Below are 12,657 nucleotides of genomic sequence, written 5' to 3'. Positions count from 1 at the left end.
AGCCCCAAAACCACGGGCCGTCTGTTTTCGGTCGCGCGGCTCCCCCTCGCACTCGAGGGCACGCCAACCTGCCGGGACTTTGTACAGCCCCTTTCCTAACCCCTTGTCGAAAGTCCTTCCGCGCCCTAACGTTGGCGACCGCGCCGGGGCAACAGGCCTCGTCATGGCCTGGAGGGATCGAGGGGATCATGTCGTCGGTGAAGCGCACCTCACGCGACATTCGCACCGCGAACCGCTACGAGGTGCTGCGCCAGATCATCGCCAAGTCTCCCACCTCCCGGCAGGAGCTGGCGGCCGCCACCGGGCTGAGCCTGGCCACGGTCGCCACGCTCGTCGGTGAGCTGCTCGACCTCCGCATGATCACCGAGGTCGGATTCGAGGACTCGGCGGGGGGCCGCCCCCGGGGACTGGTGGCCGTCAACGCGTCGGGGGGCGCGCTGATCGGCGTCGACATCGCGGAGACGTACGTCCATGTCGAGCTGTTCGACCTCGCGCTGAACGTCCTGGCCCGCGCCGAGGAGGACGTCCGCGCCGGTGAGAGCCTCCCCGAGCAGATGGTCGGCCATGTCGCCGCCGCCGTCGGCTCGGTGGTCGCGCAGGCCGGTATCGAGGGCGCCCGGGTGCTCGGCGTCGGGGTCAGCGTGCCGGGGCAGGTGGACCGCGCCACCGGCATCTCGGAGTACGCGCCCAACTGGGACTGGCACGACGTGCCGCTGCTCGACCTGCTGACCGAGCACATCGCCTACCCCCTCTACCTGGACAACCCGCTGCGCGCGGTCGCGGTGGCCGAGCTGTGGTTCGGGGCCGCGCGCGGGCGCGGGGACGCCGTGATCGTCAACCTCGGGACCGGTGTGGGCGCCGGGCTCGTCCTGGGCGGCGGGCTGCACCGGGGGGTGAGCAACAGTGCCGGGGAGTGGGGCCACACCACGATCGTCCTGGACGGCCGGCTGTGCCACTGCGGCAACCACGGGTGCGTGGAGACGTATGTGGGCGCCCCCGGGATCATGCTGAACCTCCGGGAGCTGAGCCCGCGCAGCACGCTGCTGCATCCCGAGGACCAGACGGCCACCATCGCGGCACTCGCGCAGGGCGTGGCCCGGCACGACCCGGTGGCGGTCAAGGTGGTGCGGGACACCGCCCGATATCTCGGCGCGGGGATCGCCGACCTGGTCAACCTGTTCAATCCCGAGGTGGTCGTGCTCAGCAGCTGGGTCGCGGCCGCCCTGGGCGAGCCCCTGGTCGCGGAGGTGCGCGAGGCCGTCGCCCGGCACGCGCTGCCGCGCCCGATGGCGGCCACCGAGATCGTCCTCTCCCTGATCCCCACGGACCCGGCGTGCCTGGGCGCGGCGACGTTCGCGCTCGAAGGGGCGCTCCAGTCGGTCGGACAGAAGCCGGGCAAACGCGCCGCCCCGGCGACGGGCAAGCCGGTCGTACGACGCCGAGAACGCGCTGAAGAGCGCGAACGGCTCCAGCGACACCCCTGAGCCGAGGGCCGCCGGACCCTGACCCGGCGGCCCTCACCCCCCACGTCAAACCCATTGCGCCGCACGGACGTTCGGAACACCGAACCGAATACAACGCTTCGAACAGACTTCGTCCAACCCCTTGCCGAAGCCTTAGCCGAAGGTTAACGTCCCGCACCGCAAGCCCCTTTGAGCCAACTGGCACTGAGCCGCCGAGCCATAGGCGCAGAGCCGAGCCGTACTCGAGACAAGGACGTCAGCATGTCGGCATTCAGGAACAGCAACCTCGACCGCCGTACCGCCCTGCGGGCCGCGCTGGGTCTGGCCGCCGCCGGCGGACTGGCCGCGTGTGGTGGCAACACCGGCAGAAGCAGCGGCGGGGGCGCCGGTCTCACGCAGTACTTCCACGCGTACGGCGAGGCCGGGACCGAGCAGGCCATCAAGAGGTACGCGAAGGCCTACAAGGACTCCAACGTCACCACGCAGTGGATCACCGGCTCCAACTTCGAGAGCAAGCTGTTCGCCTCGCTGCTCACGGACAAGGCCCCCGACTGCTTCGAGTTCCACCCGCAGCTGCAGATGATCGAGAGCGGCCAGGTCGCCGACCTCAGCGACCTGATCAACCCGGTCAAGGACGACTTCAACCCGGCCGACATCGCCTCCCACACGGTCGACGGGAAGATATACGGCATCCGGATGATCGACGACCCCCAGTTCTTCTTCTACCGGCCGTCGCTGTTCGAGAAGGCCGGGGTCGAGGTCCCGCAGACGCTGGAGGAGCTGATCGAGGCCGCCGCCAAGCTGACCACGGACAAGGTCAAGGGCGCCTACCTCGGCAACACCCTGCACTCGATGATCAACCCGCTGATCTGGTCGGCCGGCGCGCAGCACCTCGACGACAAGAACCAGATCGCCTACCACACGGACGCGGTCGTCGACGGCTTCAAGCAGCTGCGCAAGCTGTTCACCAGCGGTGACCTGCTGCTCGACGCCCCGACCGACTTCTGGGACCCGTCCGCGATCAACCAGGGCCTGACCGCGATGCAGTGGTGCGGTATGTGGGCGATGCCGCAGATGCAGGAGGCGCTCGGCGACGACCTCGGCATCTTCCCGTTCCCGAAGGTCGGCGACGCGGGCAAGCAGTCCGTCTACAACGGCGGCTGGTCGATGTTCGTCAACGCCAAGGGCAAGAACCTCGAAGCCACCAAGGAGTACGTGAAGTGGCTGTGGATCGACCAGAAGGAGTACCAGGAGGACTGGGCGCTCTCCTACGGCTTCCACATCCCGCCGCGCACCTCGATCGCGGCGTCGGCCGACAAGCTGAAGTCGGGTCTGCCCGCTGAGGGCGTCAAGCTCTTCAACGAGTACGGCAACTTCGACAACATCGGCTGGACCCAGGCGAGCATCACCGCCCTGGAGGACGTCCTCGCCAACTCCGTCCGCAAGGGCGGCGACCCGGACAAGGAACTCACCAAGGCCGACGCGAAGGTCAACAAGGAACTGAAGAAGCTGTTCGGATAGGCCGGCGGACAGGTACTCACGACATGTCGACCATCACCAAGGACGGCGTCTCCAGCCCCGCCCCGGCGAAGGCCTCCCCGGCCAAGCCGCGGCGGGGGCTGCGGGGCTCCCCCACCTTCAACTTCTGGCTCTTCACCGGGCCGTTCCTGATCGGCCTGGCGATCTTCGTCTATCTGCCGATCCTGTGGAGCCTGTATCTGTCGTTCTTCGAGGCCCGTTTCACGGTCACACCGAGCGAGTTCGTCGGCCTCGACAACTATGTGACGATGCTGACCGACGAGGAGTTCATCCGCTCCCTCGTCACCTTCACGATCTTCGCCGTCTTCATCGTGCCGCTGACCTGGGGAACCTCGCTGGGTCTCGCGCTGATGGTGAACCGGCTGCGGTTCATGCGGGCGTTCTTCCGCTCGGTGTTCTTCCTGCCGACGGCGGTCAGCTATGTCGCCGCCTCGCTGGTCTGGAAGATGTCCATCTTCAGCGGTGTCCGCTTCGGCATGCTGAACACCTTCCTGAGCCTCTTCGGCATCGACAACACCGCGTGGCTGGCCAGCCCCGATCCGCCGTGGTACTGGCTGGTCATCCTGACCGTACGCCTCTGGCTCCAGGCCGGCTTCTACATGATCCTCTTCATCGCGGCCCTGCAGAACATCCCGCAGGAGCTGTACGAGGCCGCCTCGATCGACGGCGCCAAGCCCGGCTGGCAGACGTTCTGGCACATCACCCTGCCGCAGCTGCGGGCGACCTCCACCGCCGTGATCCTGTTGCTGCTCGTGGCGGCGTACCAGGCCTTCGACGAGTTCTTCAACCTGCTGAACAAGACCACGTGGGGCAGACCGCCGCTGGTCGAGCTGTACTACAAGGCGCTCGGTGACAGCCAGGACTACGGCGCGGGCAGCGCGGGCGCGCTGATCCTCACCGTACTGATCTGCCTCGTGACCCTGCTCCAGGGCAAGTTCATGGGATTCGGAAGGGGTGAGGAGTCCAAGTGACCACCACCACGACACCTCCGTCGGACCGAGTGGACCGGGTCGACGTCTCGGCCAAGCCGCGTCGCGTCCGGAGCGGCAGCGTGATCGGCTCGACCGGTCTCTACCTCGCCACCGGTATCGCCGCGCTCCTCTTCCTCATCCCGTTCTATCTGATCGTCCGCAACGCGCTGATGACGGACCCGGAGATCACGGGCGAGGAATGGAAGTGGTTCCCCACCGACATCCAGTGGGGCAACGTCAGCGAGCCGTTCGACGACCCGTCGGTCGACTTCGCGCGCTCGCTGTGGAACTCGGCGGTCGTCGGCGTCCTGCACACCGTCGGCACCCTGCTGTTCTGCTCGCTGGCCGGCTACGGCCTGGCCCGCATCCCGTACCAGCACGCCAACAAGGTCTTCTACATGGTCCTCGGCACCCTGATGGTCCCGACCGCCGTGACCTTCGTGCCCAGCTTCGTGCTGGTGTCGTCCCTCGGCTGGATCGACACCTACCGGGGTCTCATCATTCCGGGCCTCTTCAGTGGTTTCACCTGCTTCCTGTTCCGGCAGTACTTCCTGGGGTTCCCCAAGGAGCTGGAGGAGGCGGCACGCGTGGACGGGCTCGGTTACATGGGCGCCTACTGGCGGGTCGTCGTACCCAACTCGCTGAACTTCTTCGCCGCGATGGCGACGATCACGTTCATCAGCGGGTGGAACTCCTTCCTGTGGCCCCTGGTCATCGGCCAGGACCCGAGCGCGTGGACCGTCCAGGTCGCGCTCTCGAACTACACGACCGGCCAGACCGTCAACTTCCATCTGATCTTCATGGCCACGGCCATTTCCATCCTGCCCCTGGTGTTCGTCTTCCTCTTCCTCCAGCGCTGGCTGGTGCAGGGCATCGCGCAGACCGGCATCAAGGGCTAGGAAATCAGCAAGGAGACCGATGTCTTTCCGCACCACCGGCAGCACCGGCAGCACCGGCACATCCGTCGACTACGTCGAGGACGTCTCGCCGGGGAGCGGGGCCCTGCCGCCCCGCGCCTGGTACGCGTCCTCCGACGCGCAGTCCCTGTCGCTGAACGGCAGTTGGAGCTTCCGGCTGTCTCCCACCGTCGACGCCGAGGACGACTCGTTCGCCGCCCCCGGCTTCGACGCGGGCGGCTGGGCCGAGGTGGCCGTGCCGGGCCACTGGGTGCTGCAGGGCGACGGGGCCTTCGGGGCGCCGATCTACACCAACCACCTGTACCCGTTCCCGGTGGACCCGCCGAGGGTGCCGTCGGAGAACCCGACCGGTGACCATCTGCGGTTCTTCGACCTGCCGGAGGGGTGGCCCGCTCTCACCGAGGGCGGGGCGGTGTTGCGCTTCGACGGCGTGGAGTCCTGCGCCCGGGTGTGGCTGAACGGCACGGACATCGGTGAGTTCAAGGGGTCCCGGCTGCCGCACGAGTTCGCGGTCGGGCACCTGCTGAAGCCGGCGGGGAACGTCCTCGCCGTCCGGGTCCACCAGTGGTCGGCGGGCTCCTATCTGGAGGACCAGGACCAGTGGTGGCTGCCCGGCATCTTCCGGGACGTCACTCTGCTGCACCGCCCGGCGGGCAGCGCCCTCGACTTCTTCGTGCACGCCTCCTACGACCACGTCGGCGGCATCGGGACCCTGCGTGTCGACTCGGACGTCGACGGCCGGGTCCTCGTGCCCGCCCTCGACATCGATGTCGCGACCGGCGAGGCGGTGACGGTGCCGGTGGAGCCGTGGACCGCCGAGACGCCTCGGCTGTACGACGGTGAACTGGTCACCGAGGGCGAGCGGGTCCCCCTGCGGATCGGCTTCCGGACGGTCGTCCTCGAGGACGGCCTGCTCAAGGTCAACGGCAAGGCGATCCTCTTCAAGGGCGTCAACCGGCACGAGTGGCATCCTACGATGGGCCGCGCGCTCGACCTGGAGACCATGCGCGAGGACGTGCTGCTGATGAAGCGGCACAACCTCAACGCGGTCCGCACCTCGCACTACCCGCCTCACCCGGCCTTCCTCGACCTCTGCGACGAGTACGGCCTCTGGGTGATCGACGAGTGCGACCTGGAGACCCACGGCTTCACCGAGCAGAACTGGCGGGACAACCCCGTCGACGACGACCGCTGGACCCCGGCCCTCCTGGACCGCGCGGCCCGGATGGTCGAGCGCGACAAGAACCACCCCTCGGTGGTCATCTGGTCCCTCGGCAACGAGGCCGGCACCGGCCGCGGCCTCACCGCCATGGCCGAGTGGATCCACGGCCGCGACGGCTCGCGCCTGGTGCACTACGAGGGCGACTGGGACTGCCGCGACACCGACATCTACTCCCGGATGTACGCCGACCACGCCGAGACCGAGCGCATCGGCCAGCGCCTGGACGGCGGCACCCACAAGCGTCGGCAGCTGCCCTTCATCCAGTGCGAGTACGGGCACGCCATGGGCAACGGCCCCGGCGGCATCGCCGACTACCAGCGCATCTTCGAGGCGCACGAGCGCATCCAGGGCGGTTTCATCTGGGAGTGGATCGACCACGGCGTCAAGCACCCGACGCTGGGCTACGCCTACGGCGGCGACTTCGGCGAGGAGCTGCACGACGGCAACTTCGTCTGCGACGGCCTGATCTTCCCGGACCGGACGCCGTCCCCCGGCCTGATCGAGTTCAAGAAGGTCATCGAGCCCGTCCGTATCGACGGCGACGGCTCGGCCGGCACGGTCCGGGTGCGCAACGCGTTCGACTTCGCGGATCTGTCCTCGCTGGCCTTCGAGTGGGCGTACGAGATCGACGGGAAGACGGTGGAGGCGGGCACCCTGTCGGTGCCCGCCCTGAAGCCCGGCGAGTCCGCCGAGGTGAAGCTGCCGCAGCCGCCGACCGGCGGACCGGCGGGCGAGGCGCTGTGGACCGTACGGGCGCTGCTGGCCGAGGACACGGCGTGGGGCAGGAAGGACCACCAGGTGGCGTGGGCCCAACTGCCGGTCGTGGAAAGGCCGTTGCCGACCGTGGCGCCTGGCGACGGTCCCACGGCGAGCGAGAGGCTGATCTATCTCGGCCCGGCCTCCTTCGACGTCCGTACGGGCGCGCTGAAGACCATCGGCGGCCTTGACGTGACCGGGCTGCGCCTGGACGTGTGGCGGGCGACCACCGACAACGACGAGGGCGCGTGGAACGGCAACACCTGCTACAGCAAGCTGTGGCGGGAGCTCGGCCTGCATCGCGTGCAACACCGCCTGGACGGAGTTGAGTTGGGCGCCGACGCGCTAACCGTACGGACGCGGGTGGCGCCGGCCGCGCGGGAGGTCGGTCTGCGCACGACCTACCGGTGGACAGCCGACGACACCCGGCTGAAGCTGACCGTGTCGGTGGACCCGGAGGGCGACTGGACCGTGCCGCTGCCGAGGCTCGGCATCCGCTTCGGACTGTCGTCGGCGGACGCCGTGAAGTGGTACGGCGGCGGTCCCGGCGAGGGCTACCCGGACACCAAGTCGGCGTCCATGGTGCGCCGTTACCACTCCACGGTCGACGAGCTGCAGACCCCGTACGTCCGCCCCCAGGAGAACGGCGCCCGTCCCGACGTACGTTGGGCGGAGCTGGGCGGACTGCGCATCGACGGCGATCCGGAGTTCTCGTTCACGGCCCGCCGCTGGACCACCGAACAGCTGGACGTGGCCGGGCATCTGACGGACCTTCAGTCCGGTGACACGGTGTGGGTCAACCTCGACCACGGCCAGATGGGCGTCGGCTCCCAGTCCTGCGGGCCGGGGCCACTCCCGGAGTACCACCTGACGGCGGGGCCGGCGGAGTTCTCGTTCGTGTTCTCGACAACGGCGTAGGAAGGCAGTTGGCCCGTACAGCGGCCGGTCGGCGATCACGCCGACCGGCCGCTGTCGCACCGTGGAAGAGCGATGACGGGCGAGCAGTGGGGCGCGTGGGATCAGCACGGAGCGGAGATCGCGGGGCTCGTCCAGCCGTGTCCCGTGCCCCGCCACGGACGCTAGGGTGCGTCCGTCGTGGGCGGGGTCCAGCAGGTCCCGGCGGATGCCCCGCCTCTCCGTTCAGCGGGCCGCGTGACTGTCCGGCGGGGCGGCGCCGTGGTCACGAGCGTAGGCGTCGAGGATCTCCGGTCGGGGCTTCCCCGTGTGCAGGAAGCGCTCGTCGAGCACGGTGGCGAAGTCGTCGAGCGCGGCGGCGAGGACGAGGGACGCGATGCGAGCACCGGGGTGCTGTGCCAGCCGGGTCCGCTCGGCGAGTGCGGCGGCGTGGCCGATGCTCAGCGCCAGCGAGGTGTCGCCGGTCCCGTCGTGGAAGTAGTACGACTCCGGGTACTGCGCGAAGTCCACGCTGACGCCGGCGATCTCGGCGGCCAGCGCGTCCAGTACGGGGGCTCCCGCCTCGGAGTCGAGCTGTTCGTCGGTGAGCCCGGCCCGGCGCAGATGGCAGATGCGCAGCGCCAGCGTCCGGCGCCGGGCGAGCGCGGGAAAGATGCCGAGGACCCAGGAGACGGTGGCGGTCAGCAGCGCGAATCCGACCAGCGCCTCCAGCGGTGCCACGATCCGCAGCCAGCTTTCGGCAGGGGTGATGTCGCCGAGGCCGAGGGTGGCCACGGTCACCAGGGAGACATAGAGGGCGTCCACCGGACGGGAGTGCTGGGTCGGCTCCAGGGCGCTCGAGAAGACGAAGCCCTCCGGCATGTGCGGCCAGTACACCACCGCCCAGCCCAGGGCCACGCCGCACGTCCACATCGCGACCACGCCCGCCACGCCGAGCGGCCCGGCCACTCCCGTGGCACGCCAATGGGGACTGGTGCGGGAGGACAGTCGCCACAGGGCCGTCATGACGATCCGGCTCAGTCCTCCGTGGCGGGTCGGGTGCCACAGGGTGTGGAACACGTCCCGCAGGATGATCAGCACCACCGCCACGCCGACCAGCGAGATCAGCCCGTTCACGCATCCTCCTCAGCCGCACCGGTACCGGTACCGGCATGCTGCCGCGCGGACATGCGGCGGGTGGCCGTCGCGGGCCCGTGTCGCCGCAGGCGTTCGAGGACGCCGATCCGCACAGGGGAGGTGCGTCGGCGCCCGCACGGCACGGGGCCCGGGAACGGCGTGCGTTCCCGGGTCCCCTCTGGCGCCCGGTCAGTCCCGCTGTGCGCCCGTGGGCAGCGGGCGCAGTTGCATGCTCGACGCGGTGCTGGTGCCGAATCCGTAGTCCAGCATCTTCGCGGCGTCGGTGTAGCGGTAGCCGTCGTTGAGAACGACGCCTATGACGGTCTTGTCACCGCGGGTGGCGGAGAAGACCAGACACGGTCCCGCGGATGTGCCGGTGCCGGTCTTGATGCCGTTGGCGCCGGAGTAGGAGGCGAGCAGCTGGTTGGTGTTGTACCAGGTGTAGGTACGGGTGCCGCCGGTGCTCGTGGTCGCGTAGCGCACGGTCTTCGTCGTCTTCACGACGGTACGGAACGTCGAGTACTTCATCGCGCTGCGGGCCAGCTTCGCCAGGTCCTGCGGGGTGGTGTAGTTCTCGCCGGCCGTCGAGATGCCGTCGAACGAGTCGAAGTGGGTGTTGGTCAGACCGAGGTCCGCGGCCTTCTTGTTCATCTTGCCGATGAACGACTTCACCCGCGCGGAGCGGGTGTCACCCGTGCCGAAGGTGTCGGCGAGGGCGTACGCGGCGTCGCAGCCCGAGGGCAGCATCAACGCGTACAGCAACTGCCGGACCGTCACACGGTCGCCCGTCCTCAGATCCGCGGTGCTCGCACCCTCGGCCGTGACGTAGTCGCGGTAGGCCTGCCTGATGGTGATCTTGCGGTCGAGGTCGAGACCGGTCTGGCCGAGGACCACGCGGGCGGTCATGATCTTGGTCGTGCTGGCCATCGGCCGCTTGGTGTCGCCGTACTTGCTGAACAGCTTGGTGCCGGTCGCGTTGTCCAGCAGGTAGGCGCCCTTGGCGCTGACCGTGGGCGCGGCGGCCGCCTGCGCGGGTGAGGCCACGGGCGTGGCCAGCAGTACGGTGCCCGCGGTCACGGCGATCGCCGCGGCCTTGCGCAGCGTCATCGCACCGGATCTTCGTGCGCCGGCACTCCGGCGAACACGTCTGCTCTTGTCAAGGGTTGTCAATTCGAACGCTCCGAAAAATGCACGAATCGGAATGAAGGCCATAGGGCGGGCGCAAAGCACCCTGTCCTTACATGGATCACAAGGGAGAGAATGGTTGCACAGTTCTCCCAACGGCCTTCGGGCACCCCTTTATGCGCATTTCCCGCTCAGGGGTCCGCGCAGCACGGCGTCGGATCAGGGACCTCGAACGGCACCAGGACGCCACCGGCCGCAGGCATGGCGGTGAGGACGAGTTCGCCCTCGTGCCAGTGCGGACGTACGTGATCCCGTGTCGCCAGTTCGTTCTCCGGGGCCGGTGGGCCGGGTGAGCCCAGGACGGTCACGCGGGCGATCGCGGAGCGGGAGAGCAGTTCCGCGATCGTCAGCGTGCCGGTGAGGGAGGAGACGCCCGGGTAGAGCACCGCGCGGCCCATCGGGTCGGGGATGCCGGGTGACACCTCGTACCCCCGGGCCGTGAGCCGCTCCCGGGCGATGCGCGGGAGCGGCTCCGACGGGAGTGCGAGGGACAGGGCGACGCGTGGCCGGTCTCCGCGCACCAGGTGCGTACAGCCGAACACGCCCTCGGGAAGGGCGAGTTCGGCGGCCAGCGTGTGCAGCAGGTGGTCGGCCGCGCGCAGGTCCCCGACCCCGGCGTCCACGGAGAGGGCGTACGGCGTCATGAGGGCAGGACCCACACCGGGTTGGCGTAGAACCACAGGTCGCGCCACGGGTCGGCGTCGCCGACGACATCGATGGCGGGGCCCGCCGGGTCGACGGCCGCGCCCATCGGGCCGACGGCAAAGCGGTTGCCGTCGCTGCCGCGCAGGCGGACGTAGTGCGGACGGTCGACCCGGCCGAGGCCGTAAGTGAGCCGGACCAGGCCGGTGGACTTGTTCACCTCGTACGACTTCACGACCTTCGCGGTCGGCGCGGTGAAGGTGTCCTTGTCGGCGGGCGTGCCCGTCACATCGCCCCGGATGACGTCCACGCGGGCCAACTTCGGTACGAACCCGGCCCAGTTGGGGCCACCGGCGAGCGCCACGTCGACGGTGAGCGTGACCTTGGTGCCCTTCTTGACGTGCAGGGCGCCGCCGAGGGTGGCCCAGCGGCCGCCGCCCGAGAGGCGGACGTCGAGGCCGCTGATGAGCTGGCCGTGGTCGACCCAGATACGGCCGGCGCGGATGCCCTCCATCACGGCGGCGTAGGTGAAGCCGTCGGCGCCGACGTGGGTGCGGCTGTACTGGCCGGGCCAGTAGTCGCCCTGGGTAATGTCGATCTTGCCGCCGTGGACCGGGTCGGTGTGCTTGCCGTTGGCCGCGTAGTCGCTGTCCGGGCCGCCGCGCACGGCGGTGTCCGCGTAGACCTGGTGGGAGTCGGAGTTGGCGGTGATCCACCACGGCTTGCCCTCGGCCAGGAGGCTGTCCCACAGGCCGCCGACGGTGGAGGTCATCCAGTCGAAGCCGCCCCAGGTGCGGTAGCTCTCCAGCGGGTAGCCGGGGAAGGAGTTGGCGCTGGGGTTGTTGTCGTAGATGCCCCGGGCGCGGGCCATGCCGAGGGGTGCGGGCAGGCCGGCGGCCTGGTGGCCGGGGGCGCCCTCGAAGCCGACGGCTATCCGGCCGCTCGCGCCGGTCGCGTCGCGCCAGCCGCGTATCTCGTGCGGGGAGTCGACACCGCGCCGGGCGGGGTGGTTGGCGAGCATCAGGGCGTCCTTGACCTTGCGGCGCCGGACCTGCTCGGCGAGGAAGCCGAGGCCCGCGATGGCGAGCGCCTCGTTGGCGGGCGTCGAGTCCGAGGCGCCCTTCACGCTGCCGTCGTAGTCGGTCTCGAACTGCTTGAGGACGGCGACCTCGTTCTTGCCGGGGTGCACGAAGACCGTGCCGTGCTCGGCGGCCGGGATGTTCCACTCCAGGCCCTGGAAGACGAGGGTGTCCTCATACGCGGCCCGGGCCTCCTTGATGTCCGGGTTGACCTTCTCGACGCCGATCCTGGCGTGGGTGGCGTTGCCGTGGTCGGTGATGACCATCCAGTCGATGCCGTGCCTGGCGCCCTGGCGGACCTGGTCGACGACGCGGTACTTGCCGTCGTTGCTGTACTGGGTGTGGATGTGGTGGTCACCGGCCAGCCACAGGAAGCCGCCTCGCTTACGGCTGTTCGTGCCCGCGTACGCGGGGGCGGTCGCCGCCGCCTGGCCGAGGACGCTCGCGGCGGTCAGGCCCGCGCCCAGCAGGCCGGCGCGGCGCAGCAGGGTGCGGCGGGACTGCTGCTCGGGGGTCAGCGCCTCGTCGGGCACAGAGGTGTCGAAGGCGGCGGGGAGGGCGGCCGGCGCCTCGTGCTCATGGTCGTGGTCATGTCCGTGGTGGTGATGCCCGTGACCGTGCGCGTGTCCGTGTCCCATGAAACGCCTCCTGATGCCGCTGCCTTCCGCGGCTGCCTTCCGCGACGCGACTACCGCGCCGCCTGTGGAGGATCGAGGCGAAACATGAACGTCGAAAGATCAAGGAGTGGCCGCCGGGTTCCCTGGATAGGGCGGATCGCCACGTCCCTCACTGTTTCCCCAACTGGCCTTGCACGTCACACTGATGGCGATCGAACCTGAGCACCGCTCATCT

At 69.3% G+C, this 12,657-nt stretch carries 9 protein-coding genes; 5 read left to right on the top strand and 4 right to left on the bottom strand.

The genetic code is table 11. The annotated features are described in order from the left end of the window. Window positions 1-188: 188 nt before the first annotated feature. The 5 genes from OG202_RS38065 to OG202_RS38045 all read left to right on the top strand — a co-directional run bounded on the left by OG202_RS38065 (window position 189) and on the right by OG202_RS38045 (window position 7,786). Window positions 189-1,484 (top strand): ROK family transcriptional regulator, encoded by a 1,296-nt coding sequence (locus OG202_RS38065; RefSeq protein ID WP_326575486.1) that lies wholly within the window; start codon window positions 189-191, stop codon window positions 1,482-1,484. A 240-nt stretch (window positions 1,485-1,724) separates the two neighbouring features. Then, window positions 1,725-2,984 carry an ABC transporter substrate-binding protein gene (locus OG202_RS38060; RefSeq protein WP_326575488.1) on the top strand — a complete coding sequence of 420 codons (1,260 nt, stop codon included), beginning with the start codon at window positions 1,725-1,727 and terminating at the stop codon, window positions 2,982-2,984. Window positions 2,985-3,007: 23 nt separating this feature from the next. After that, a complete protein-coding gene (locus OG202_RS38055; RefSeq protein ID WP_327727276.1) occupies window positions 3,008-3,973 on the top strand; it encodes a carbohydrate ABC transporter permease in 966 nt (321 codons plus the stop codon). After that, on the top strand, window positions 3,970-4,872 hold the full coding sequence (locus OG202_RS38050; protein ID WP_326575492.1) for a carbohydrate ABC transporter permease: 903 nt from the start codon (window positions 3,970-3,972) through the stop codon (window positions 4,870-4,872). Before OG202_RS38055 ends, OG202_RS38050 begins: the two co-directional genes overlap by 4 nt. Before the next feature lie 19 nt (window positions 4,873-4,891). Beyond that, window positions 4,892-7,786, top strand: a complete 2,895-nt coding sequence (locus OG202_RS38045; RefSeq protein WP_327727277.1) for a glycoside hydrolase family 2 TIM barrel-domain containing protein — start codon at window positions 4,892-4,894, stop codon at window positions 7,784-7,786. A 222-nt stretch (window positions 7,787-8,008) separates the two neighbouring features. On the opposite strand, the gene OG202_RS38040 is transcribed toward OG202_RS38045, so the two are convergent. The 4 genes from OG202_RS38040 to OG202_RS38025 all read right to left on the bottom strand — a co-directional run bounded on the left by OG202_RS38040 (window position 8,009) and on the right by OG202_RS38025 (window position 12,443). Further along, window positions 8,009-8,899 (bottom strand): potassium channel family protein, encoded by an 891-nt coding sequence (locus OG202_RS38040; protein ID WP_326575496.1) that lies wholly within the window; start codon window positions 8,897-8,899, stop codon window positions 8,009-8,011. Window positions 8,900-9,088: 189 nt separating this feature from the next. After that, window positions 9,089-10,006 carry a D-alanyl-D-alanine carboxypeptidase family protein gene (locus OG202_RS38035; RefSeq protein WP_328224255.1) on the bottom strand — a complete coding sequence of 306 codons (918 nt, stop codon included), beginning with the start codon at window positions 10,004-10,006 and terminating at the stop codon, window positions 9,089-9,091. A gap of 209 nt (window positions 10,007-10,215) precedes the next feature. Continuing rightward, the gene (locus tag OG202_RS38030; protein ID WP_327727279.1) at window positions 10,216-10,728 is read right to left on the bottom strand and encodes a hypothetical protein; all 513 of its coding nucleotides are present in this window, start codon (window positions 10,726-10,728) and stop codon (window positions 10,216-10,218) included. Further along, window positions 10,725-12,443 carry a PHP domain-containing protein gene (locus tag OG202_RS38025; RefSeq protein WP_327727280.1) on the bottom strand — a complete coding sequence of 573 codons (1,719 nt, stop codon included), beginning with the start codon at window positions 12,441-12,443 and terminating at the stop codon, window positions 10,725-10,727. The genes OG202_RS38030 and OG202_RS38025 overlap by 4 nt, the downstream gene beginning before the upstream one ends. Between the last annotated feature and the right edge of the window lie 214 nt (window positions 12,444-12,657).

This window comes from Streptomyces sp. NBC_00310, assembly GCF_036208085.1.
Classification (GTDB): Bacteria; Actinomycetota; Actinomycetes; order Streptomycetales; family Streptomycetaceae; genus Streptomyces.
The sequence above is the reverse complement of the archived record's forward strand: the minus strand, read 5'-3'. Positions and strand labels throughout refer to the sequence as shown.